18 protein-coding genes are annotated in these 26,570 nt (G+C 41.1%); 5 read left to right on the forward strand and 13 right to left on the reverse strand.

Going from position 1 to position 26,570, the window contains the following annotated elements; all coding sequences use genetic code 11:
* Nucleotides 1–277 precede the first annotated feature (277 nt).
* The 4 genes from MTF68_RS03500 to MTF68_RS03515 form a co-directional block, all read right to left on the reverse strand.
* A complete protein-coding gene (locus tag MTF68_RS03500; RefSeq protein ID WP_248461676.1) occupies nt 278–1,297 on the reverse strand; it encodes a GGDEF domain-containing protein in 1,020 nt (339 codons plus the stop codon).
* A 220-nt stretch (nt 1,298–1,517) separates the two neighbouring features.
* Complete coding sequence (locus MTF68_RS03505) at nt 1,518–2,933, reverse strand: FAD-dependent oxidoreductase (protein ID WP_004588108.1); 1,416 nt, start codon at nt 2,931–2,933, stop codon at nt 1,518–1,520.
* A 9-nt stretch (nt 2,934–2,942) separates the two neighbouring features.
* Complete coding sequence (gene gltB, locus MTF68_RS03510) at nt 2,943–7,400, reverse strand: glutamate synthase large subunit (protein ID WP_024033372.1); 4,458 nt, start codon at nt 7,398–7,400, stop codon at nt 2,943–2,945.
* A gap of 848 nt (nt 7,401–8,248) precedes the next feature.
* Nucleotides 8,249–8,587, reverse strand: a complete 339-nt coding sequence (locus MTF68_RS03515) for a Grx4 family monothiol glutaredoxin (protein WP_004588110.1) — start codon at nt 8,585–8,587, stop codon at nt 8,249–8,251.
* 266 nt (nt 8,588–8,853) lie between these two features.
* Here MTF68_RS03515 and MTF68_RS03520 point away from each other — a divergent pair, with 266 nt between their 5' ends.
* The 4 genes from MTF68_RS03520 (at nt 8,854) to MTF68_RS03535 (ending at nt 14,409) form a co-directional block, all read left to right on the forward strand.
* Nucleotides 8,854–9,435 (forward strand): Fe-Mn family superoxide dismutase, encoded by a 582-nt coding sequence (locus MTF68_RS03520; RefSeq protein WP_004588111.1) that lies wholly within the window; start codon nt 8,854–8,856, stop codon nt 9,433–9,435.
* A 209-nt stretch (nt 9,436–9,644) separates the two neighbouring features.
* Complete coding sequence (locus MTF68_RS03525) at nt 9,645–11,567, forward strand: PrkA family serine protein kinase (protein WP_248461677.1); 1,923 nt, start codon at nt 9,645–9,647, stop codon at nt 11,565–11,567.
* A 26-nt stretch (nt 11,568–11,593) separates the two neighbouring features.
* Nucleotides 11,594–12,877 carry a YeaH/YhbH family protein gene (locus MTF68_RS03530; protein WP_248461678.1) on the forward strand — a complete coding sequence of 428 codons (1,284 nt, stop codon included), beginning with the start codon at nt 11,594–11,596 and terminating at the stop codon, nt 12,875–12,877.
* A gap of 17 nt (nt 12,878–12,894) precedes the next feature.
* Nucleotides 12,895–14,409: a SpoVR family protein gene (locus MTF68_RS03535; RefSeq protein ID WP_004588114.1), complete on the forward strand. Its 1,515-nt coding sequence runs from the start codon at nt 12,895–12,897 to the stop codon at nt 14,407–14,409.
* Between the two features lie 152 nt (nt 14,410–14,561).
* Here MTF68_RS03535 and MTF68_RS03540 read toward each other — a convergent pair whose 3' ends face one another.
* Nucleotides 14,562–15,533, reverse strand: a complete 972-nt coding sequence (locus MTF68_RS03540) for a diguanylate cyclase (RefSeq protein WP_004588115.1) — start codon at nt 15,531–15,533, stop codon at nt 14,562–14,564.
* A gap of 3 nt (nt 15,534–15,536) precedes the next feature.
* Entirely contained in the window at nt 15,537–16,541 is a 1,005-nt protein-coding gene (locus MTF68_RS03545; protein ID WP_004588116.1) for a response regulator, read from the reverse strand.
* 216 nt (nt 16,542–16,757) lie between these two features.
* Here MTF68_RS03545 and tpx point away from each other — a divergent pair, with 216 nt between their 5' ends.
* Nucleotides 16,758–17,345 carry a thiol peroxidase gene (tpx, locus tag MTF68_RS03550; RefSeq protein WP_248461679.1) on the forward strand — a complete coding sequence of 196 codons (588 nt, stop codon included), beginning with the start codon at nt 16,758–16,760 and terminating at the stop codon, nt 17,343–17,345.
* Between the two features lie 113 nt (nt 17,346–17,458).
* On the opposite strand, the gene adk is transcribed toward tpx, so the two are convergent.
* From adk to apt, 7 genes are all read right to left on the reverse strand, one after another.
* Nucleotides 17,459–18,103 carry an adenylate kinase gene (gene adk / locus MTF68_RS03555; protein WP_004588118.1) on the reverse strand — a complete coding sequence of 215 codons (645 nt, stop codon included), beginning with the start codon at nt 18,101–18,103 and terminating at the stop codon, nt 17,459–17,461.
* 182 nt (nt 18,104–18,285) lie between these two features.
* The gene (htpG, locus tag MTF68_RS03560; protein ID WP_024033368.1) at nt 18,286–20,199 is read right to left on the reverse strand and encodes a molecular chaperone HtpG; all 1,914 of its coding nucleotides are present in this window, start codon (nt 20,197–20,199) and stop codon (nt 18,286–18,288) included.
* Nucleotides 20,200–20,344: 145 nt separating this feature from the next.
* A complete protein-coding gene (locus MTF68_RS03565) occupies nt 20,345–22,249 on the reverse strand; it encodes an MFS transporter (RefSeq protein WP_248461680.1) in 1,905 nt (634 codons plus the stop codon).
* A 266-nt stretch (nt 22,250–22,515) separates the two neighbouring features.
* Nucleotides 22,516–23,124, reverse strand: a complete 609-nt coding sequence (recR, locus tag MTF68_RS03570; protein WP_004588121.1) for a recombination mediator RecR — start codon at nt 23,122–23,124, stop codon at nt 22,516–22,518.
* A 6-nt stretch (nt 23,125–23,130) separates the two neighbouring features.
* Nucleotides 23,131–23,457 carry a YbaB/EbfC family nucleoid-associated protein gene (locus tag MTF68_RS03575; protein ID WP_004588122.1) on the reverse strand — a complete coding sequence of 109 codons (327 nt, stop codon included), beginning with the start codon at nt 23,455–23,457 and terminating at the stop codon, nt 23,131–23,133.
* A gap of 59 nt (nt 23,458–23,516) precedes the next feature.
* Nucleotides 23,517–25,985 (reverse strand): DNA polymerase III subunit gamma/tau, encoded by a 2,469-nt coding sequence (dnaX, locus tag MTF68_RS03580; protein ID WP_248461681.1) that lies wholly within the window; start codon nt 25,983–25,985, stop codon nt 23,517–23,519.
* Nucleotides 25,986–25,988: 3 nt separating this feature from the next.
* Nucleotides 25,989–26,534, reverse strand: coding sequence for an adenine phosphoribosyltransferase (gene apt / locus MTF68_RS03585; protein ID WP_248461682.1), 546 nt, complete (start codon nt 26,532–26,534; stop codon nt 25,989–25,991).
* Nucleotides 26,535–26,570: the final 36 nt, after the last annotated feature.

Below are 26,570 nucleotides of genomic sequence, written 5' to 3' on the forward strand. Positions count from 1 at the left end.
TGTTGTTTTGAGCTTTTTGCTTATTGGGTTTAGTAAGTTTAAGCACGCAGAATTTAAGCTAAAACTCTTTAGCTTTTTAAAACTTATATTGGTTTATCAAGTAACGGTGAGTGTTTGGCAGTGGTTTATTATTGGCAACATAGTGGCTAATAATCAATGGTTACTTTTATTAGCACAGATACTGTGCAGTGCAATGTGCTATTTAAGTTTACAGCGGCGAAAAAGTAAAAGCCGCCCCAACCTTGATAGTTTTTCTATGGATTAACTAACGCAAGCGTTAAGAGCAAGTTCTATTTTTACCTTGCTCTTTTGCTTTGTATAATCGCTCGTCGGCAAGCTTTATGTCTTGGGCTATGGTTGTATCTAACTGGCTTTGCACAAGCCCCATACTTATAGTTAATACCACCGATTTCCCACTCATGCGCACTGGATTTTTTTGTAATTCTGCATGAATTTTTTCTGCAATACTTTGCCCCTGATCTTTGTCGCTGTTTGGTAGTGCAATTAAAAACTCTTCACCGCCCCACCGAGAAGCAATACCTTGCTTTGGCATGCTCTTTTTTAAAATATTGGCAAGTTGGGTTAACGCTTCATCACCAAAGTCGTGGCCGTAGTTATCATTAATGTTTTTGAAATTATCAACATCAGCTAGCAAAATTACATAAGGCTGCTTAGTTTTTTTATGAAGATGTTTAAGCTCAGCAAGTTCTTTCATCATAAAACGTCTGTTAGGTAAATCAGTTAAGTGATCTATTGTGGCAAGGCGCTCATTTTTTTGACTCAGCGCGACTATTTTTTCATTGTATTTTTCGCGTGAGCGCTCATAAAAACCACTTAATAAAGCAACAATAATAAAAGAAATGACCACCCTTAGTGGAAGTGCTTCAGGCTGATAATCATAAATATTAAAGTTATCTGTAATAATAAAGCCGGCGATCACGGCAAATAAAAAGGCAACAATATCAAATGTTCCTTTTTTAAGGCCTCTAATAGAGTAAGTCACCGGTGATACAATAAATATCCAAATTGGCCCAGTACCTTCAGCTCCGCCCGAGATCACTAAATACAGCATTAAACAGTAAAGGTTATATAAAATGGTGGTTGCTGATTTTTCGACTGCGCGGTAAAGGCTAAAAGCCCACGCATAAAAACCAGCTGAAACTAGCAGCATAATACCAAGCACTACATCAGCATTAGACAGTGCATTACACGCCATAGCGAAGGTAGCTATAAATCCGATGGTCGAAAAAAAGCGAACAATTAGCTTTCTTTCTCTGTTGTCTGAGTATGCATTCATATTATTATTTTTTATTTGCAAGCGAGCTTTAAAAGCTCATTTTCCGAGGATTTAAAAAAGAATTTAGCAGCAAGTTTGTACTGAAATAGTACTTTAAGCAAGATTTACACGTTAATTATTGGTTAATGACAATTTTTTAATACTTTTTTATTTGAAAAAAGCAAAAAAAAAAGCAAGCCAGTTGGCTTGCCTTTATTATATTTAAAACTTAGCGAGATAATTAAACCTCTAAATAATCCATAATACCTTCAGCAGCGTTACGTCCTTCAAAAATAGCCGTTACCACTAAATCAGAGCCTCGCACTATATCGCCACCTGCAAATATTTTCGGATTAGTTGTTTGATGAGTAAATTCACCTTGCTCTGGTGCGTTAATGCCGCCCCAGTGGTTAATTTCTACATCATACTTTTCTAACCAGTCCATTTTGTGTGGTTTAAAGCCAAACGCCATAATAACCTGGTCTGCCTCAAGTACGTGCTCAGAGCCTGGTACAACTTCTGCTCGGCTACGGCCGTTTTCATCAGGCTCACCCAGTTGTGTTTTAACCATTTTAACGCCTGCAACATGACCATTATCATCAAGTACAATACCCGTTGGCTGTACATTAAAGGTAAAGTTTACACCTTCTTCTTTAGCGTTTTTAACTTCACGCTTAGAGCCTGGCATATTTTCTTCATCACGACGATAAGCACAGGTTACTTTAGCTGCATTTTGGCGAATAGACGTTCGCACACAGTCCATCGCGGTATCACCACCGCCAAGTACCACAACCTTTTGATTGGCCATATCAATGCACGCTTGGTTTTTTTCATCGTAACCCATAACGCGATTTGTGTTACCAATTAAAAATGGCAGTGCGTCGTGTACGCCTGGCGCGTCTTCGTTTTCAAGACCAGCACGCATACTCTGATACGTACCTACACCTAAAAATACCGCGTCGTAGTCAGCTAAAATTTCGTCCATAGTGATATCTACACCCACTTCGACGTTTAGCTTAAATTCCACACCCATTTCGGTGAAAATTTCACGGCGCTTTTGCATTACTTCTTTTTCAAGTTTAAAAGAAGGGATACCAAAAGTAAGTAATCCACCAATTTCTGGGTGACGGTCAAAAACCACTGGCTTTACACCGTTACGCACTAAAATATCTGCGCACCCTAAACCAGCCGGACCCGCACCAATAATAGCTACTTTTTTATCCGTCCATGTCACGTATGACATGTCTGGTTTCCAGCCCATTTTAAATGCGGTATCGGTAATGTATTTTTCAATATTACCTATCGTTACTGCGCCAAACTCTTCATCAAGCGTACATGAACCTTCACACAGTCTGTCTTGTGGACATACGCGTCCACACACTTCAGGTAAACTGTTTGTACGATGAGAAAGCTCAGCCGCTTCTAAAATACGGCCAGTTCTAATTAATTTTAACCACTGCGGAATGTAGTTATGCACTGGGCATTTCCATTCACAGTAAGGGTTACCACAATCTAAACAACGGTCAGCTTGTGAATTTACCTGATTCTCAGAAAAGGGTTCGTAAATTTCCACGAAAGATTTTTTACGCGACGAGATTGGTTTTTTGCGCGGATCAACACGCTGCACGTCTATAAATTGATATACATTTTCGCTCATACTGCCCCCTTATTGCGCTTGAACACGAAGTTCTGCGCTACTGCGAGCGCGGTGCCCGAGTAAACTTTTTACATCACTTGATTTTGGTTTAACTAGTTTGAACATAGGTAAGTACAGTTCAAAATTAGCTAAAATGGTTTCTGCTCGACATGAACCCGTTAGCTCTAAATGCTCGGCAATTAAGCCACGCAAATGCTCTTGGTGCGAACTTAAATCATCAAGTGTTACTACTTCTACAAGCTCTGGATTAATGCGTTTTTCAAAGTCACTTCGCTCATCTAAAATATAAGCAAAACCACCTGTCATACCCGCACCAAAGTTAACGCCTACATTACCTAGCACACATACAACGCCGCCAGTCATGTATTCACAGCCGTTATCACCCACGCCTTCAACAACGGCTTGCACGCCAGAGTTACGCACTGCAAAACGCTCACCAGCACAGCCTGCGGCAAATAACTTACCACCCGTAGCACCGTACAAACATGTGTTACCAGCAATGGTTGCTTTATGACTTTCAAACGATGATCCCAGTGGTGGACGTATAACAAGCTTACCACCAGCCATGCCTTTACCCACGTAGTCGTTTGCATCGCCAATAAGGGTCATTTCAAGGCCACCGGCATTCCAAACACCAAATGATTGCCCTGCTGTACCATGTAGCTCAATAGATACTGGATCTGCAGCCATACCTTGATTGCCGTGCTTAGAAGCTATGTAACCCGACAGCATTGCGCCCACTGAACGGTCTGTATTACATATGCGGCTCACGAGCGAAATACCCGATGAGGTATCAATCGCTTGTTGCGCTTTACCTAGTAACGTTTCGTTAAGTTCACCTAAATAATGCGAGCTATTTGGTGCGCTGCAAAATAAGGTTTCGCCCGTTGGGTTATTTGGCTGAGCAATTACAGACGATAAATCTATTTTCTTTTGCTTCGCTGTTTTACCTTCAATCGCTTCTAATAAGTCTAAACGGCCAATTAAGTCAGTTAGATTAGCAACACCTAAGCTTGCCATAATTTCACGTGCTTCTTGGGCTATAAACTTAAAGTAGTTCATCGCCATTTCTGGTAAGCCGTGGTAATGCTTTTGACGAAGTGTTTCATCTTGCGTTGCAACACCGGTCGCACAGTTATTTAAATGACAAATACGTAAGTATTTACAACCTAGCGCCACCATCGGGCCTGTGCCAAAGCCAAAGCTCTCTGCACCTAAAATAGCGGCTTTAATGATATCTAAACCTGTTTTTAAACCACCATCTGTTTGCAGGCGAATACGGTGACGAAGACCATTTTCAACAAGCGCTTGCTGGGTTTCTGCAAGGCCAAGCTCCCATGGGCTACCCGCGTATTTAACTGACGTTAATGGGCTTGCACCAGTACCACCATCGTAACCTGAGATAGTAATTAAGTCGGCGTACGCTTTAGCTACACCTGTGGCAATTGTGCCTACACCCGGCTCAGATACTAACTTCACCGATATCATCGCTTCTGGGTTTACTTGTTTTAAATCGAATATTAGCTGGGCTAAATCTTCAATTGAGTAAATATCGTGATGCGGTGGTGGTGAAATTAATGTTACACCGGGAACCGAATAACGAAGCTTTGCAATATACGGCGTTACTTTTTCGCCTGGTAACTGCCCGCCTTCGCCAGGTTTAGCACCCTGCGCCACTTTAATTTGAATTACATCCGCATTACGAAGGTAGTGTGGCGTTACACCAAAACGACCCGAGGCAACTTGTTTAATACGTGAGTTTTTCTCGGTGTTGTAGCGCAGCTTATCTTCGCCACCTTCACCAGAATTTGAACACCCGCCTAAGCGGTTCATTGCAATGGCAAGCGCTTCATGCGCCTCAGGCGAAAGTGCACCAATACTCATAGCTGCAGAGTCAAAGCGCTGGTATAAAAATTCAGCCGGCTCAACATCATCAATGCTAATGCCTTTTTCAGGTAATTTAAGCGCTAACATATCGCGCAGCGTTGCAATAGGACGGTTATTAACTAAATCAGCATAGGCTGCGTAGTCTTTATAATCGCCTGAACGTACGGCCTTTTGTAGCGTTTGAATAACATCTGGGTTGTAAGCGTGGTATTCACCACCGTGAACGTATTTTAATAAACCGCCATGGCTCAGTAACTTACGTTTACTAAAAGCAAGTTTATGTAGCTTTTGCTGATCAATATCAAAATCGCTAAAACAGGCGCCTTTAATACGACTTGCCACACCTTTAAAGCACATGTCTACCATAGCATCAGATAGACCAACCGCTTCAAAAAGCATTGAACAACGGTACGATGCAATTGTGCTTATGCCCATTTTAGACATAATTTTGTACAAGCCTTTATTAATGGCTTTTCGGTACGAAAGCGTCACTTCGCAGTACGACTTATCAATCACTTTACTGTCGCTCATCGCAACCAGTGACTCGTATGCAAGGTATGGGTAAATTGCGGTTGCACCAAAACCAAGTAATACGGCAAATTGGTGTGCATCGCGTACGCTACCCGTTTCAATAATAATATTAGACTCACAACGTAAGTTATTATCTACTAAACGTTTTTGTACAGCACCTACCGCCATAGCAGCAGGAATTGGTAATTGGGTTTCGCTAAAGTTACGGTCAGATAAAATAAGCATTACACAGCCGGCTGCTGCTTTTTCTTGTGCAGCGTCGCAAATACGTGCAACCGCTTTTTCTAAACCTTCCTCTGCTGTGTATGTAATATCAATTTTACAGTAGCTGTAATGCTCGTCATCGGCATTTAGTAGCTGCTGCATGTCTGCATACATTAAAATTGGCGTATCAAACTGTAGGCGCTTAGCGTGGCCTGTGGTTTCATTAAATACGTTTTGCTCACTACCAATACACGTTGCCAGTGACATTACGTGGTTTTCACGCAGCGGGTCGATTGGCGGGTTAGTCACTTGTGCAAACTTTTGGCGGAAGTAATCGTACAATGAACGATGCCCTTCGCTAAGTACTGCAAATGGCGTGTCATCACCCATAGAGCCTGTTGCTTCTTGGCCATTTTCACCCATTACGCGAATAACACTATCGAGCTCTTCGTTAGTGTAACCAAACATTTTTTGGTATTTAACAAGTGTTTCGTCATCAAATGAGCGATTACCCGCATCTTGCTCGGTAAGCTCTTCAAACGGGGTTAAACGTTTAACGTTTTCTTCAAGCCATGACTTATAAGGATGACGCGATTTTAAATCTTGGTCGATTTCGTCTGAGTGCCAAATTTTGCCTAATTTAGTATCAATTACTAACAGCTCACCTGGCCCTACACGGCCTTTTTCAACCACTTCATCTGCAGTGTAATCCCAAATCCCTACCTCAGAGGCAAGTGTAATAAAGCCATCTTGAGTAATAACATAGCGCGCTGGACGCAGGCCATTTCTGTCAAGGTTACAGGCTGCAAAACGCCCATCAGACATAACAATGCCCGCAGGGCCATCCCACGGTTCCATATGCATAGAGTTAAAGTCGTAAAATGCGCGTAAGTCATCATCCATAGCACGGTTTTTCTGCCATGCAGGTGGCACAAGCATACGCATAGCACGGAATAAATCCATGCCACCGGCTAAAAACAGCTCCAGCATGTTATCTAAGCTTGAAGAGTCAGAGCCAGTTTCGTTTACAAACGGCGCTGCACTTTGTAAATCAGGAATAAGTGGCGATGAAAACTTATACGAACGTGCACGAGCCCATTGGCGGTTACCTTCAATGGTATTAATTTCACCATTATGCGCTAAATACCTAAATGGTTGTGCTAAAGGCCAACGCGGCTGAGTATTAGTAGAAAAACGCTGATGGAATACACAAATAGCGCTGGTCATACGAATATCAGCTAAGTCTAAATAAAAGTTAGGCAAATCTGCAGGCATCATAAGGCCTTTATAGATAGTCACTAACCCCGATAAACTCGCAATATAAAACGACTCATCCTCTGCTAAACGCTTTTCTGCACGGCGACGTGCTACATATAAACGTCGCTCTAAATCTTTAGAACGCCATCCTTCAGGCGCACTAACAAAAATTTGCTCAAAACCAGGTAATTGCTGTGTAGCAATTGGCCCTAGCATTGAAGGGTCAGTAGGCACTTCACGCCAACCGAGTATTTTAAGTGTTTCTTGTTCTAATTCTTCACATAAAACCTGTTTTGCAGCTTGTGCTAAAACGGGATCTGAATTTAAGAAAACCATGCCTACGGCGTAATTTTTACCTAAGTGCCAATTATGCTCACTCGCAATAGCACGGAAAAAACTGTCAGGTTTTTGTAGTAATAAACCACAGCCGTCACCTGTTTTACCATCGGCAGAAATACCACCGCGGTGCTGCATGCGATCAAGTCCAGTAATAGCTGTACGAATAAGCCGATGACTAGCTTGACCATTTACTTGGGCTATTAAGCCAAAGCCACAATTATCTTTTTCTAATGTTGAGTCGTATAACATAGACCCCTCCCTTGCTGCACTGTTAACGTGAATGAACTGCTCGACGATTTGCTAACAGACGCACAAAACTAGCCTCTATAGTAAATAGAGTCAATATTATTTTGAATACATATTCACATTCTTGAATATTTCTCACTTCAAGGCAAGATTTCTTTTTCACCCATAAGTTTTAACATTTAGCGCTTATTTGCGCGTTATTTTTTCATGACACTGGTGTCAATTTTAACATTTTGTAAAAACAAAGGCGTTAAAGCAATACCCTTTACGTAAACGTAAAGAACCAAACCAATGAATAAATATTCACTAATTTCCTACGGGTTCAGTTAACATTTAGATAGTTTAATGCGTTTTAAATAAATTAGAGGTTTAGGATCACGCTTTTTTAGCGTTCATTAGTATAGTTATTAATTGTGGTGTCGTTTTTAGTGCAGATGTAGTGAATTTTTATTTAATGCCAATTCGCTTGATTGAGCGAACTATTGTAAGGCTGGAAAAACGTGTTGATAGCTGGGCAAAAAACTCGCTATTTAGTTGTTCTAAAAAAGAATTATTTAACGCAGATAGCGACACGTTTAGCCCCGCAAAATGATTACGTCTTATAGCGCATTGATATAAAACTCCTATTTTAATTAAAATTCGCGCTTATATTAAGTAGCTTGTTGCTTACTTATCCTGACTAGGTGCACCTAAACAAGGAGCAAGGGGTGAGTTTGCAAACTATTGAGCACAGATTAATGGTAATAATCACCCACTGATGGGCTGTTCAAGAAATTAAGACGTAATAAAGTTATATATAGGCACAAAAAAGCCACGTAAAACGTGGCTTTAATAATCTAGCAAAGTAGCAATTACTCTGCGTCAGCTTCTTTATACTTAGCTGCAGTTTCAGTGATCAGTGGCTGTAATTCACCACGTTGAAACATTTCAATGATAATGTCACAACCACCTACTAATTCGCCCTCAACCCAAAGCTGTGGGAAAGTAGGCCAATTTGCGTATGCTGGTAACTCAGCGCGAATATCTGGATTAAGTAAAATATCAACATAGGCAAATGGTTCGCCACATGACATTAGAGCTTGTGACGCTTGTGAAGAAAAACCACAATTTGGTAATTTAGGCGACCCTTTCATGTAAAGGATAATTGGGTTTTCTGAAATCTGCTGTTTAATTTTATCAATGGTTTCCATCTACAACCTCAAAATGACGATAGCTTGATATACCTAGGGCTTGAAATAAATCATTGTGGCCACAGATATATAACTTAAAATGGGCAAATAAAGCCGCAATTGAAATAGTCTTTAGCAATAGCATTGCTGTTTGCTTAAACTTGAGTAAAATACTCAACAATTATAGTAACACTATATTTTCGTTTGGTATAGGTAAGTGGTCTGTTCTATCAGGCATTACGTACTATCAAGCGAGTTATCAACCAAAAGAAGATGGAGATAAAAAAATGGCATTTGAACTACCGTCACTACCATATGCAATTGATGCACTTGAGCCTCATATTTCACAAGAAACTCTTGAGTATCACCACGGTAAGCACCACAACACTTACGTTGTTAAATTAAACGGTTTAATTCCAGGTACTGAATTTGAAAACAAATCTTTAGAAGAGATTGTTTGTTCATCTGAAGGTGGCGTATTTAACAACGCTGCACAAATTTGGAACCACACTTTCTACTGGAACTGTCTATCTCCAAATGGCGGCGGCGAGCCAACAGGTGCTATCGCTGACGCTATTAACGCTAAATGGGGCTCTTTTGACGCGTTTAAAGATGCATTAAACGACAAAGCGGTTAATAACTTTGGTTCTAGCTGGACATGGTTAGTTAAACTAGCTGACGGTTCATTAGATATCGTAAACACGTCTAACGCAGCAACGCCGCTTACAGACGAAGGTGTTACACCAATCCTAACTGTGGATTTATGGGAACACGCTTACTACATTGATTACCGTAACGTTCGTCCTGATTACCTTAAAGGTTTTTGGGCGCTTGTTAACTGGGAATTCGCGAACGCTAACTTCGCTTAATTAGCTATTATACGCTGATTTAAAAAGACGCCTCGGCGTCTTTTTTTATGCCTTTATAAAATTCAAACCGACTTTATACGCGCGAAATTGCCAATTTAGCCACATGATCTTTTTTCACTTAAATTTTTAATTTTATTGCACAAAAATATCAATCTCTGACTAAACTTCAAAAAGTAAGCACCTTTTTAAAGCGGGTTTCGGAGGTTATTATGACTATTTTTGAGCACTACCAAGCACGATACGAAGCAGCACAAGAAGAAGAATACAGCATTAGCGAATTTCTAGAAGTTTGTAAAAATGATAAATCAGCTTATGCCAGCGCCCCTGAGCGTTTACTTATGGCAATAGGCGAGCCGCAAATGGTTGATACTGCAACCGATGCACGTTTAAGCCGGTTATTTTCTAATAGAGTGGTTGCACGCTACCCTGCCTTTGCAGACTTTTACGGCATGGAAGATGCCATAGAACAAATTGTCTCCTATCTAAAGCATGCGGCTCAAGGCCTAGAAGAATGCAAACAAGTCCTTTATTTACTCGGCCCTGTTGGGGGAGGTAAATCTTCAATTGCAGAAAAACTAAAATATTTAATGCAACAAGTGCCTATCTATTCAATTAAAGGCTCTCCGGTAAACGATCACCCTCTCAGTTTGTTTGACCCAGTAGAAGATGCCAGCGTTCTCGAAAAAGAATACGGTATTAAACCACGTTATTTAAAAACGATTATGTCGCCATGGGCAGGTAAACGATTAAAAGAATTTAACGGCGATATTAGCCAATTTAGAGTCGTCAAACGCTACCCCTCTATTTTAAATCAAATAGGTATAGCCAAAACCGAACCCGGTGATGAAAATAATCAAGATATTTCTGCATTGGTGGGCAAAGTAGATATTCGCCAGCTTGAGCACTTTGCTCAAAACGACCCCGATGCCTACGCTTACTCAGGCTCTTTATGTTTAGCTAACCAAGGTTTAATGGAGTTTGTAGAAATGTTTAAAGCCCCTATCAAGGTGCTGCATCCACTCCTTACCGCAACGCAAGAGGGTAACTACAACGGTACTGAAGGTATTAGCGCTCTGCCCTTTAACGGCATGATTTTAGCCCACTCAAATGAGTCAGAATGGCAAACATTTAAAAATAATAAAAATAATGAAGCGTTTTTAGATCGTGTTTACATTGTAAAGGTCCCTTATTGCCTGCGCGTGACCGAAGAAATAAAAATCTACGACAAACTTATTCAACATAGTGAACTTGCCAGTGCACCGTGTGCACCAGGTACGCTTAAAGCGTTAGCGCAATTTACTACCTTATCTCGATTAAAAGAGCCTGAAAACTCTAGTATTTACTCAAAAATGCGGGTCTATGATGGTGAAACGCTAAAAGATACCGACCCTAAAGCAAAGTCTTACCAGGAGTATCGTGATTACGCAGGGGTAGATGAAGGCATGACCGGCCTTTCCACTCGTTTTGCTTTTAAAATTTTGTCGCGCGTATTTAATTTTGATACCACCGAGGTTGCAGCTAATCCGGTGCATTTATTTTATGTTTTGGAACAACAAATAGAGCGTGAACAATTTAGCGCCGAAGTAGAAGAGCGCTATTTAAGTTTTTTAAAAGGCTATTTAATTCCGCAATATGTTGAGTTTATTGGTAAAGAGTTACAAACCGCGTATTTAGAGTCATACTCTGAATACGGCCAAAATATTTTTGACCGCTATGTGATTTATGCTGATTTTTGGATACAAGATCAAGAATACAGAGACCCAGATACAGGACAGTTATTTGACCGCGCCTCGTTAAATGCAGAACTTGAAAAAATAGAAAAACCCGCCGGCATTTCTAATCCCAAAGATTTTAGGAACGAAATAGTTAACTTTGTATTACGTGCACGCGCTCACAATAATGGTAAAAACCCGTTATGGACAAGCTACGAAAAACTACGCACAGTGATTGAGAAAAAAATGTTCTCAAATACCGAAGATCTACTCCCTGTTATTTCCTTTAATACAAAAACCTCCGCTGAGGATCAACAAAAACACGAGGACTTTGTTAACCGCATGGTTGAAAAAGGCTACACGCAAAAACAAGTGCGTTTACTTTCTGAGTGGTATTTACGGGTTAGAAAATCGCAGTAACCTTCATGTAGTTTAGGGGGAACAGTATGGCGCATTTTATAGATAGACGCTTAAATGGTAAAAACAAAAGCACGCTTAATCGTCAGCGCTTTATTAGGCGCTATAAAAAGCAAATAAAAGAAGCAGTGTCTGATGCGGTTAATAAACGCAGCGTTACCGACTCAAGTTCAGGGGAGAGTATATCTATCCCGCAACGAGATATTAGTGAGCCCATTTTTCACCAAGGTAAAGGGGGTGACAGAGAACAAATTCACCCTGGCAACGATCAATTTTCAACAGGTGACAAAATTGAGCGCCCTAAAGGCGGCCAAGGTGGTGGCGCAGGCAATGGCGATGCAAGTGATTCAGGCGAAGGCCAAGATGACTTTGTGTTTTCTATTTCTAAAGATGAATACCTTGATTTACTCTTTGAAGACCTAGAGCTGCCCAACTTACAAGAAAACCAGCTAGATAAGCTTGTACAAATGAAAACTCATCGGGCTGGTTTTTGTAGCGATGGTATGCCCAGTAATATTGATATAGTACGCTCATTACAGGGCTCACTCGCTAGAAGAGTCGCCATGAGTGCGGGAAAAAAAAGACGCCTAGCAGAGCTTGAAGGTCAGCTTGCGATGGAGCGTGAGCAAGCCGACAGCGACCAAGCCATCATTGCGTTATTACAAGAGGAAATTGAGCAACTTAAACAGCAAATAAAAGCCGTACCATTTATTGATAATTACGACTTACGTTTTCGTAATTATGAAAAACGCCCCCACCCCACCAGCAAAGCCGTTATGTTTTGTATTATGGATGTATCGGGCTCAATGGATCAGGCCACAAAAGACATGGCAAAGCGTTTTTATATTTTGTTGTATCAATTTTTGACCCGAAGTTATAAAGACATTGAGGTGGTGTATATACGCCACCACACACAAGCTAAAGAGGTCGACGAACAAGAGTTTTTTTATTCCCAAGAAACTGGCGGCACTATTGTCTCCAGTGCCCTTAAATTAATGAACGAAATAATAAAAGAGCGCTATGATTCAGAGCAATGGAATATATACGCAGCGCAAGCATCTGATGGCGATAACTGGGCAGACGATACCCCACACTGCGGTGAAATATTACGCAATAAGCTACTTAATGCGGTACGCTACTTTGCCTATATAGAAATTACCACGCGTGCGCACCAAAGCTTATGGCGCGAATACCAAAACATCGCCCAAACCCATAGCAACTTTGCAATACAACATATTCAAAGTGTTGAAGACATTTACCCTATGTTTAGGGAGCTATTTAAAAAAAATCGTCAACAACAAGGGGCTGCTTAGCCTAAGCGAGGTTTACTATGAGCACTGAACGAATTAGCGATGGCCCAGATTGGACCTTTGAGCTGCTTGAGCAATACCAAACTGAAATAGCCCGTGTTGCAGCGCATTATCGCTTAGACACTTACCCTAACCAAATTGAGGTAATAACAGCTGAGCAAATGATGGATGCTTATTCAAGCGTAGGCATGCCTATAGGCTACAGTCATTGGTCATATGGTAAAAAATTTATACAAACCGAACAAAATTATAAGCGTGGGCAAATGGGGCTGGCTTACGAAATTGTGATTAATTCAAACCCCTGTATTGCTTATTTAATGGAAGAAAACACACTCCCTATGCAGGCACTGGTTATGGCGCATGCCTGTTATGGCCATAACTCATTTTTTAAAGGAAACTACTTATTTAAAACATGGACTGACGCCGACTCCATCATAGATTACTTAGTGTTTGCTAAAAATTACATTAGCCGCTGCGAAGAAAAATACGGTATTACACAAGTAGAAAGCTTAATTGATTCGTGTCACGCATTAATGAATTACGGCGTAGATAGATATAAACGCCCGCAGCAAATTTCCCTTTTTGAAGAGCAAAAACGCCAAAAAGAGCGTGAAGACTACATGCAATCTCAAGTAAACGAGCTATGGCGCACTATCCCCGCTCAACAGCAAGAAGCTAAAAAGCAAGAGAGGCATTTTCCGCAAGAGCCGCAAGAAAACATTTTATACTTTATTGAGAAAAACGCGCCTTTATTAGAGTCTTGGCAGCGAGAAATAATACGTATTGTGCGAAAGATATCGCAATATTTTTATCCGCAAAAACAAACCCAAGTGATGAACGAAGGCTGGGCCACCTTTTGGCACTACACCATTTTAAACCACTTATATGATGAAGGTAAATTAACCGACTCCTTTATGATGGAGTTTTTGCAAAGCCATACCAACGTTGTTTATCAGCCACCTTATAACAGCAATTACTATTCAGGTATAAACCCGTATGCATTGGGTTTTAATATGATGGTGGATATTCGCCGTATTTGCGAAAACCCAACAGATGAGGATAGACGCTGGTTTCCTGAATATGCAGGCACTAATTGGCTAGACACACTGCATTTTGCAATGGAAAACTTTAAAGATGAAAGCTTCATAAGCCAATTTTTATCACCTAAGTTAATTCGTGATTTTAAGCTATTTACTATTGTCGATCACAGCCGTAATCCACATCTAGAGGTAGGCGCAATACATGATGATAGCGGTTATCAGGCTGTACGCGAAGCGCTTTCAGCGCAATATAATTTGAGTAATCACGAACCTAACATTCAAGTATATAATGTTGATGTTAGAGGCGATCGCTCTTTAACGTTGCGTTATGTTCCTCACAATAACATCCCCCTTGCTGACTCGCATAAAGAAGTGCTAAAACACCTTTACAGGTTATGGGGATTCAAGGTTCAATTAGAGCAAGAGACCAGTACAGGCGATGTGTCTACTCTTGGCCAATGCCCAGCAGATGATACTCGCCATACTACAGAGTAAATAAAACGGCTGATAAAAACGGCACTTTAACCAAGCCCTTGTTAAGGATTTACTGCCAAAGCTTGCAGCGCAATTAGGTGCATCCTTGGTTACTTTAATTTAGCAGTAATATTACCGCTGCCTTAATTTTAGCAGCGCATAAAAAATGACGCTTATGCGTCATTTTTTATATCCTCAAAATCGGTTACTCTGTTACGGCCATGCTCTTTTGAGTGATACAGGGCTTTGTCAGCGGCTTCAATCCACCGCTCATGTTTTGCAAAGTCAGGGCTATTTCCTGCAAAACCAACACTCACAGTCATCTCTATTTTTGTGTTTTTATAAACAAAAGGGTTGGCTTCTATTAACGCTCTTATGCGCTCGGCAAAAGTTGCTGCGCCTTGCTTGTCGGTATCGAGTAAAGTAACAACAAACTCCTCCCCACCATAACGCCCTGCTATATCGGTTTCGCGAAGCGTCGTTCGTAGCAGTTCTGAAAGGTGGCGTAGCGCTTCATCGCCACAGCTATGGCCATGCTCATCATTAATTTTTTTAAAATGATCGATATCAAACATCAATAATGTGCTGCTGCCACCGCTGCGCTTAACACGCAAAAACTCTTGGTGCAGTGTGCTTTCCCAATGCCCACGGTTAAACAGCTGCGTTAAGCTGTCAGTTTGGCTTACTTGCTCTAAACGCTTATTTAAATCTTCTAATTCTTTTTTATTGACTGCCACATCGGTAACATCATAAATAATGATACAAATATGACTTACCTCACCCAGTGTGTTGGTAAGTGGAATAAAGGTCGCATTTTGGTACATGTAATCTGCTTTACCGGTAATGGGACGGTAGTTTTTAAAACGAAAGATGTAAGGTTGCTGCTCCCAGATTGTAAAAGAGCGGTTTTTAAGTACAAATACAGACTCTGACTTGCTTCTAAACCATTTTTCATCAATTGAAGGAAATAAATCAAATAGGTCTTTGTCTTTTACAGCACTTGGCAATAGCCCAGAATGGTTTTCCATAAAGCCATTCCACACACACACTTTATAATTTCTATCCAGTACAACCAGGCCCACATCAACCGTGTTAAACATATCCATTAACCAATGGATCTCATTCATTTCTAAATCAGCGGCCATAACTTAGTCTTCTAATAGGTAAGCAACTTTGTATTTCAAAGTTTTAAGTGAATCTTCGGTAAATAACAGCATAAGATCGCAGTTAATATCGTGGTTTTCGATGCCGTAGCTTATTTCTATCGCTAAGGTTCTTTGCCAACGAGATTTATTTGATTTAACCAATTCAGATACATCGCGATGTTGGCCAAGTACAATGGGATGACCTTGGCTAAAAGACATATCTAACTGTTTAGAAAGCCCCGTTAAAATTGAGCCTATTAAAATATTACTAATATCCATAAGTAGCTCAAGCTCAACTTTGTCGTTCAGCTCACCGTCGTAATTCATCAGTGACGCAATTTCTTTAAAGCTTGAGTCGTTTAATAAAAGTAATGCCTCGCCCGATACGCCACCGCCAATAAAGCCTTGGCACACCCCTGATGTGGCAGCATTATTGTCAATTGACTGCAGCGCCATATCCAGTTCATTAACTTCAAGCACATTCACATTCGGAATTGGCAGCTCTACAAACACATTCAAAAGCCGTGCAAGCAAATCGCCTGCTTGGCCCATAGCGACATTTGTAAGCTCTTGGTATATATCGCGCACATCTGGGTCTACTTGTTCACCTAAAGAATGAGCAAGACGCTCGCGCATGGCTTTATCTTTAATGCCATGATGCTCGATAATATCGGCAAGTTTTTCAGGTGAGCAAGGTTTTTGGATAAAATCAATGGCGCCTAATTCAAGTACGCGTTGGTGCGCATTTGGCTGAATATCGCCCGATACAACCACGGTTAGAATATTAAGGCCTTGCTCTTTCATGGCCATAAGGACTTCGTAACCGTCCATTTCAGGCATGTTTAAATCAAGAAAAAGGATTTCAGGCTCGATTATTTTTAGTTTTTTGATGCAATCAACACCATCTTGAGCAAACTCTACTTTAATATCCCAGTCATCTGGTAAAGAGCGAGCTAGCTGGCGCCTCGCTAATTTTGAGTCGTCACATATTAATACGGATGTTGACATACTATCTCTCTATTATTTAACCCAATGTTGTCAATAGGCCTTATGACTTTATTAAAGATACATTTTGTAACTACATGTTAATAAAAGTTCTTGCAGTTTACAATTTATATATCACAGAACTTATTATTACTTTTACAGTGATATTTAATCGCTTGGTCAGTGATATTGAGTATAATACACTCAAACCTATTGCGTTAATTTAAAAGGAAATAACCTATGGTACGCTCTCTTATTTTTGCACTAAGCACACTGGCTTTAAGCTCAGTTGTGCACGCATCACAGTACCCAGAAAACACGCTTGATGCAGGTAAGGTCTCTGCTCAAGGTAAGCCTGTCACTTTGTTAGGTAAAGGTGTAAGTGTAGGTGATGATGCGCCAAATTTTAAAGTGGTTGATGGTGGTTTTGCCCCTGTAAATCTTAATGATTATAAAGGGCAAGCTGTATTAATCAGCGTGGTGCCAAGTTTAGATACTGGCATTTGTAGCTTACAAACTAAACATTTTAATGAAAAAGTAGCAACGCAATTTCCTGCTACCGCAATACTGACCATCAGTGCCGATTTACCTTTTGCTCAAAAACGCTTTTGTAATGCTGAAAACATCGACAAAGTAACAGCTCTTTCTGACTCTGTATGGCGAGACTTTGGCCAAAAATATGGCTTAATTATAAAAGATATGGGGCTACTAACTCGCGCTGTGCTTATTTTAGATAAAAGCCATACAGTGATATACAAACAGCTCGTGTCTAATTTATCTACCGAGCCAAACTACGACTCAGTAATAGAAAAGCTAAAAACGTTGTAGGTAACAGGGCGTGTTGACCTTTGGTGGTTTAATTTTAAATTGTTAAAAGCTACTAAATACAAAAAAACCGCCCAAGGGCGGTTTTTAAATACCTAAGCTGTGTTTAGATTATATTAACCTAAAAGCTCTGCTAGTTGCTGACTTACTGTTTCAACAGCTTGCGTACCATCAATTTTATGGTACTGCGTGTTACCTGCTTGCGCTTCAGCTTGGTAGTAATCAACCAATGGCATAGTTTGCTCATGGTAAATAGCTAAACGTTTACGAACTGTTTCTTCCGTGTCATCTGCACGAATAATAAGCTCTTCGCCTGTTTCATCGTCTTTACCTTCCACTTTTGGTGGGTTGTAAACAACGTGATAAACACGGCCAGAGCCAGGATGTACGCGACGTCCACCCATACGCTCAACAATTACTTCATCAGCAACGTCAAACTCAATAACGTGATCAACCACAACGCCATTTTCTTTCATTGCATCTGCTTGTGGAATGGTACGTGGGAAGCCATCAAGTAAAAAGCCTTGTTCGCAGTCTGGTTTAGCAATACGCTCTTTCACTAAACCAATGATGATATCGTCAGAAATTAACTGACCTGCATCCATTACTTTTTTCGCTTCTAAGCCAAGTGGTGTACCTTCTTTAATGGCTGCACGAAGCATATCACCGGTAGAAATTTGTGGAATACCGTATTTGTCCATTAAAAACTGAGCTTGAGTACCTTTACCAGCACCTGGCGCGCCCAAAAGAATAATGCGCATATCATTGTCCCCTAGTATGGATATTTATTTTAAAGCCTGAATTCTTCCACAAGCGCTGCAGATACTCAAGCAACTTATACTAATTGCCTACTTTAGAGCGCATAAAAAAAGGAAGCATACGCTTCCTTTATAATTATGGTTATATTTTAGGCTCTTTTAGCAATTAAAAGAGCCTGTTAGCCTTACTTATTTAAATCAAGCATTAACTTGTTTAAACGTGTTACGAACCCAGTAGGATCTTTTAATGTACCGCGTTCAGCAAGTAAAGCTTGGTCTAGTAATACATGAGACCACTGGGCAAACTTATCTTCGTCTTGCTCATCGTTTAAGTGCTTAACTAACTGATGCTCAGGGTTAAGCTCAAACACTGGCTTAGCCTCTGGTACAGGTTGCCCTACTGACTCCATAAGCTTTTGCATTTGCGAGCTCATGTCGTTCTCATCGCTAACAACACAGGCAGGAGAGTCTGTTAAGCGATGCGTAAAGCGTACTTCTTTAACTTCTTCGCCTAGCGCTGTTTTAATGCGCTCAATTAAGCCTTCTACTTCTTTTTCAGACTCTTCTTGCGCTTTTTTCGTTTCTTCGTCGTCAAGCTTACCTAAATCAAGGTCGCCACGGGTAATTGACTGGAATGATTTTTCGTTAAACTCAGTTAAGTGGCTCATCATCCACTCATCAACACGGTCACTTAGTAATAATACTTCGATGCCTTTTTTGCGGAAGATTTCTAAGTGCGGCGAGTTTTTAGCCGCTGTAAACGAATCAGCAACCACGTAGTAAATTTTATCTTGCTCATCGTTCATACGCTCAATGTATTGCTCAAGCGATACATCTTGTGTTTCTGAGTCGGTATGCGTAGATGAGAACCGTAACAATTTAGCAATGGCTTCTTTGTTCGCTGTATCTTCTGCTGGGCCTTCTTTGATTACTTGACCAAACTCGTTCCAAAATGTTTGGTAGTCTTCTGCTTTGTTTTTAGCCATACGCTCTAGCATTTTTAAAATACGAGACGTACACCCTTTACGAATCGCTTGCGTTACTTTGTTATCTTGTAAAATTTCGCGCGATACATTTAGTGGTAAGTCGTTTGAATCAAGTAACCCTTTTACAAAGCGCAGGTAGCTTGGCATAAACTGCTCAGCGTCATCCATAATAAAGACACGTTGAACATACAGTTTTAAGCCACTTTGGCGCTCACGGTTCCATAAATCGAACGGCGCTTTTTTAGGGATATACAATAAGCTTGTGTACTCAGTTTTACCTTCTACTTTATTATGCGCCCAGTTTAGCGGCTCTTCCCAATCATGGCTTACATGTTTGTAAAACTCTTTGTATTCTTCATCAGAAACCTCTGACTTATCACGTGTCCATAAAGCGGTTGCACGGTTAATGCTTTCCCACTCACCTGGAACTGCTGGGATTTTTTCGCCGTCTTCGCCTTCAGACTCAGGCACTTCTGCTTTATACATTTGTACAGGCGTAGAAATATGATCTGAGTATTTAGTAACGATGCTACGTAAACGGTATTCATCCGCGTATTCTTTTTCTTCTTCACGCAGGTGTAAAATGATATCCGTACCACGGCCTTCTTTTTCAATTTCTTGTAACGTGTACTCACCTTCACCTTGTGATTGCCACTCGTACGCTTGTGTTTCACCCGCTTTACGCGTGCGCACTGTCACTTCATCAGCCACAATAAATGCCGAGTAAAAACCAACACCAAATTGACCAATTAATTGCGAGTCTTTACTTTGGTCACCTGTTAAGTTTTTGAAAAACTCAGCAGTACCCGACTTAGCAATAGTTCCTAAAGAGCTAATCACTTCTTCACGCGTCATACCAATACCATTGTCAGATATGGTAATTGTGTTCGCCTCTTTATCTGCGCTAATACGTACACGTAAATCGGCATCACCTTGGTAAAGGTCGCCATTTGAAAGCGCTAAAAAGCGTAGCTTATCGGCGGCATCTGATGCATTTGATACAAGCTCACGTAAAAATATTTCTTTATTCGAATATAACGAATGAATCATTAAGTTTAATAGTTGTTTTACTTCTGTTTGAAAGCCTAATGTTTCTTTTTGTGCTGCAGTCATTTATGTATCTCCAATTAGCAAAGTGTCTGCGTTATGCACTTAATATGGGGTGAGGTGGAGTAACTTCAAGGGAAAAATTTAAAAAAGCAGCTTTTGTGCTGACATAAATAAAAAGCCACATAAAAATGTGGCTTTTAGGGTTAAACTACGGTGTATTTTTAGCGTGCTGGGCTTTTAAAGCGCTGACTTGTTCGTGTAAATAATTAGCACTTACCTGCTCAGCTTCAATCGGCTCTCCCACACTCACCGATACTAAAGACCATTTAAGGCGTGGTAGTTGCCACTTGGCTTTACGGCTAAACATACTGCCCCACAAGCCACCTAAGTGAACGGGCACAACAGGCACAGGTGTGCGCGCTATAATGCGCTCAATGCCCCGCCTAAACATGTCCATTTCGCCATTACTTGTTAGTTTTCCTTCAGGAAAAATACCAACTAACTCACCGCGTTCAAGCGCTGCGGCAACCTCATCAAATGCTTTTGCAAACGCCTTTGGGTTGGCTTTTTCGCTATCAATTGGAATAGCTTTTGCCATTTTAAATAGCCAATGCAGCGCTTTTGAGTAATAAATGGGGGCAAACACCATAAAGCGTATAGGCCTAGGCGAAGTGGCTAAAATAAACATCCAATCTACAAAGCTTACATGGTTAGCTACAATAACGGCTGCGCCTTCGCTTGGAATATTTTCATGCCCTTTTGTGCGCACACGATACATGCATATAGCTAAAATATAGATAACAAAGCGCAAGAAAAATTCCGGTACCTTAGTGTAAATATAAATAGAGATAAGCAAATTAAGCCCCGCCAAAAGCAATAGTAACGACGAAATATGCCACTCTAAAACAGAGAGCGTTACAATACTTAATATGGCACTGCCAACCATAAAGAGCGCATTAAGCACATTATTAGCAGCAATCACCCGTGAACGACTTGCCTCCTCGGTACGCTGTTGAATAAGCGCATACAGCGGCACAGTATAAAAACCGGATGCAATACCAATACCTGCCATCCAAACAAAATGCCATACCATGTCGCCTGTATTAAGCACTTGTTTAAGCGTTAATAAATTTTCAGAGGGCGCGATATATTGACTAATAGCCGGCTCTTGGCTTAATAAATACAAAAATAGCGTAATTAAAATAGCGCCAAAAGGTACAATGCCCAGCTCAATACGTGAGCGTGAGAGCTTTTCGCACAACAAAGACCCCACGGCAATGCTTAGCGAAAACACCACCAGCGCACTGGTTACCACGAGTTCATCGCCACCCATTACATGTTTAACGTAATTAGGTAATGCCGTTAAAATAACCGCACCTATTAGCCAAAACCAGCTTATACCCAACACCGATTTACCAACCGATTCTGTTTGAGCATTAAGCGCTTTAAATACATTTTTAGTCGATGAAAAAATATTATAGGTAAAGAGCAAATTAGGATTATTGGCTTGGCTTATAGGAATAAAGCGGCTGCTGAAAAAGCCAAGTACTGCAAGTATCAGCACGGCAATACTAATAATTGTTGGACCTGTTGTTTGAGTAATGTAATAGGTGCCAAAAATAGTACCAATTAAAATAGCTACAAAAGTGGCAGACTCAACCAAGCCATTGGCTTTTGTTAATTCGTTAGGTGCCACATGTTGTGGTAATATTGAATACTTAAGCGGGCCAAAAAAAGTACTTTGCAAGCCCATAAAAAACACGGTGGTCAGCATTAGCCACACATATTGCGTAAAAATAGAGGCTGCGCCAATAACCATAATCGGTATTTCGCAAAATTTAACAAGCCGGATCAGCTTTGATTTTTCTGTTTTTTCGGCTAATTGCCCCGCCATTCCTGAGAATAAAAAAAACGGTAATATAAATAAGCCCGCTGCAAGGTTTGAATACAGCGCACCATCGCCAAGGGTTGCAGCTTGAAACACTAACAATATAAGCACGGATTGCTTATACACATTATCATTCATAGCCGACAAAAACTGCGTTACAAATAGCGGTAAAAAGCGCTTACTGCTGAGTAAACCGCCTTTATTGTCGTGTTTATTATTTTGCATAGTACTCCTTACTAATCAGATAAATTCCTGATGTTTTTATAGCAACTTGAGCGATATTTTTAAGGCGCGTGAGCCGTGCAACTATCACGTTATCTAGTTGTTGTTAGTCAATAATTTATAACACAACGTCGCCAAGTTTAACTCATTTATTAATTTAATATGATTACCGGCAAACTCACACACGTTATACGGTAATTAAATAGCAAACACAAAAAAGCCCACATATTTTGCTATGTAGGCTTTTAAAACGATTTCAGATAGTTGTGTTAGTCCTGCATAACCGCTCGGCGGCCACTAAATGCATGCATTAACGTTGTGCCATCTACTAAATCAAGCTCGCCACCAACAGGTATACCATGCGCTATGCGCGAGGCCCCTACTTTATATTTATGGCAAAGCTGGGCAATATAATGTGCAGTGGTTTCGCCCTCAACCGTGGGGTTGGTTGCTAAAATTACTTCGTTAATACCGCCGTGCGAGAGCTTTTGTTCAAGTATATCAAGGCCAATTTCTTTAGGGCCAATACCGTCAATTGGCGATAAATGCCCCATAAGTACAAAATACAAACCAAGGTATTGGCCCGTTTGCTCTATTGCCAACACATCGGTAGGCGATTCAACAACACACAGCACACCACTGTCTTGGCGTTTTGTACTTAAGCAAATATCACACTGCGCTTGCTCAGTAAAAGTGCGGCACGACTGACAATGCCCAACCGCGCCCATGGCTTTGGTCAATGCGTTACCAAGTTGAGTACCGCCTTTACGATCGCGCTCTAATAAATGAAACGCAATGCGCTGAGCCGATTTAGGACCAATACCCGGTTGGCAACGTAGCGCTTCTATAAGCTGCGTTAAACTATCTGAAAGTTGCATATTTGCTTAAAACGGCATTTTCATACCTGGTGGTAATTGCATACCGCCAGTTACTTTGCCCATACGCTCTTGCGTTTCATCAGCAACGCGGCGAACAGCATCGTTACATGCTGCAGCAAGTAAATCTTCAATCATGTCTTTGTCGTCTTCCATAAGGCTTTCATCAAGCTCAACACGACGCACGTTATGATTACCAAGCATGGTTACTTTTACAAGGCCTGCGCCGGCTTCGCCAACAACTTCCATTGTCGCGATTTCGTCTTGGGCTTTTTGCATGCGCTCTTGCATTTGCTGCGCTTGCTTCATCATGTTACCCATTCCACCTTTAAACATAATTTTCTCTCTTTCTTTTAAACTCTAGTTGTCATGAAGATAAGGGCGATTGTATTTAATTACAATGCCTGAATACTGTTTTCGTCAATTTCGGCGCTAAATAGCTGCTGAAATTGTACTATGTTTTCATCAGATGTGATCACATCAATTGCTTGCTGGTGTCGCCCTGCATCTATTTTTTGCTGAATTAAATAAGGCGAGTCAATCACCCCTTTTGCAAAGTTAATACTCAGCGATACGTTATGCCCGTAAATGCTTGATAACGCCGCATCGAGCTTTTGCCTAAGCATGGGCGTATCTAAGTGTTTTTGCGATTCATCCACGTCAATATGTAAACTGTCGCCTTGCTTGGTAAAAATCGAGTGTAATGCAAATTGGCGCATTCGCCCACCAAGCCCCATACGCTTAATTAAATAAGCCCACTCATCTTGCTGATGCGCAAATTTAATCTCGCTAATTGGGCTTTGAAAATCATCTGGGACCGGTATAGCGGGCTCTTGCTCTATTACCTCAGGCTTTTTTTGCGGGTTAATTTGCTCAAGCAGCTCAGGCGCTAAGTTTTCAGTAATTGTTTGATGCTTTTCTTTAAAATCAACCTTACGCGCTGGCTGGCTTTGCGTTACTGGCTCAGCTGGCGTTTGGCTCCCTGTTACTGGGAGCGTTGGCTTTTTTTCGCTATCGCCTTGCGCATGGTCATGCCATGGCGGTGAATCGTTTTGTGACTCACTCGCTTGCGGGCTTGTATTATGTGGCTTTGCTTTGCTGTTAGGCGTAGCTTGGGCAGGTGTTTTTGGTGTTTGCGCTTGCTCAGGGGTATTTACACTCCCCCCAGAAAGCCTGCCAGCACCCGATATATTTCTATCCCGTAAAATTCGCGCAATTGCTGATTGTGCTTGAGCTTCTTGTTCACGCACACTGCTATCTTTAGCATCGGCGTTTTCAGGCGCGGGTTGTGTGTGTAGCGCTACAGGTTCAGGGTTATAACCTTGCTCTACCGCACTGCTCATAACATCATCAAATTGTGCTGCTAAGCTTTGCTCCATATTACTGTGTTGCAGATAAGCATCGTCTTCACTTTGGCGCTCAGCAGCATCGTCACTCTTAGCAATGTGCGCACTTTGCTGCACAGGGCTCGGTATATCGTTTTGCGGGCTTTGAGCCGCAGGTGATACACTGTTGCTGTGTTGCTCACTTGGCGAGCGTGTTAGCTGCTCTGTAGGCGGTTGCTCTACTGGTTCATCACTTGTTTGGCTTTGCGCAGTGCTTTGATTTTGGCTTTTCTCAACCATTACTCGCGGAGCAGGGATTTCGTCTTGCGATGGTGTTTTATTTTTATTTAATATATCACGCAGCGCATCGGCACGGCCTTTACTACTGGTTGGCCCAGGCGTTGCAGCACTTGGTGTGTCACTAGGCTCAGGAAGCAATTGAGCAGGCGTTGTACCTGCAGATTCAAATGCTAATAAACGCAGCATTATCATTTCAAAGCCTAAACGAGGCTCTGGCGCCCATTGTAAGTCTTTTTTACCGTTTAATAGTAACTGGTAATAAACCTGTATTTGTTGAGCCTGGGTGTGCTGTGCAACATGACTAACATAATCGGCGTTTTTATCATCAAGTTGCGCTGCTTGCGGGACAAGCTGAGTTAATTGAATAAGATGAGTTAATGCAATTAAATCATCAAGTAGTGCAATATAGTTAGGATTACGGCTCGCTACTTGGGCTATTTCGTCCATCAGTGCGCCACCATCTTGTGCTAACAAAGCAGCAAGTAAACTTTGGCTGTAATGTGTGTCCATTAAACCAAGCATAGCTTGTACGGCTTGATTGTTGATGTCGCCGTTGGTTTGCGCAATAGCTTGATCTGTTAAGCTCAACGCGTCACGCATGCTGCCATCGGCGGCTTTTGCAATAATACTTAGCGCATCTTTATCAAAGTTTAATTCCTCTTGAGTAAGGACATGCTCAAGCTGAGTTTTAATTTCGCTTTGCGAAAGTGCATTTAAGTTAAACTGTAAACAGCGTGATAAAATGGTAACAGGTAACTTTTGCGGATCGGTGGTTGCTAGTAAAAATTTCACATGCTCTGGCGGCTCTTCCAACGTTTTTAATAACGCGTTAAAGCTATGCTTAGAGAGCATGTGTACTTCATCTATTAGGTATACTTTGTAACGTCCACGCGTGGGTGCATATTGAACGTTATCAAGAATTTCACGAGTATCTTCTACTTTGGTGCGAGAAGCGGCATCGATTTCAAGTAAGTCAATGTATCGCCCTGCTTCTATATCAGTACAACTGCTACATTGCCCACATGGAGATGCCGATATACCCTCATCACAATTTAAGCTTTTAGCAAAAATACGCGCAATGGTCGTTTTACCGACACCACGGGTTCCAGTGAATAAATAAGCGTGATGCAGTCTATTTTGCGTTAGTGCATTAACAAGCGCTTGCTTTACATGAGACTGGCCAACCAATTCATGAAAGGTTTGCGGACGCCATTTTCTCGCTAGAACCTGATAACTCATCAATTACTCGCCTTCAAACTCAACCAGTTTTAAGATTTTAATACCCATTTTTTCTATACGCTGCTCACCACCGAGCTCTGGTAATGAAACAACAAACGCTGCATCAGTGGCTGTGCCGCCTAATTTTGCAACTAGCTTTGCTGTGGCTTCAATTGTGCCACCGGTAGCTAATAAATCGTCAACTAATAATACTTTGTCGCCTGGGACAATAGCATCAACATGAAGCTCTAATGTGTCTTCACCGTATTCAAGTAGGTAATCTTGGCGAATCACTTCGCGTGGTAGCTTGCCTGGCTTACGAACAGGAATAAAAGGGATCCCTAACGCGTAAGATAACGGTGCACCAAAAATAAAGCCGCGAGATTCTGTACCAATAATTTTTGTAAAGCCTTGGTTTTTATATTCGTTTATAAAAGCATCGATTGTTGCTTTAAAGGCTTTTGGATTTGCCATTAGTGTTGTTACATCACGAAACATAATGCCTGGTTTTGGATAGTCGGCAATGGTTGCGATACTGTTTTTAATAATAGCGGGTGTTACTTGAGTCATAAGTTTAATTGCTCAATAGTTTATATTTCAAAGCAG

Origin of the sequence: Pseudoalteromonas sp. 2CM37A (assembly GCF_023161885.1) — a bacterium.
Classification (GTDB): Bacteria; Pseudomonadota; Gammaproteobacteria; order Enterobacterales; family Alteromonadaceae; genus Pseudoalteromonas; species Pseudoalteromonas atlantica.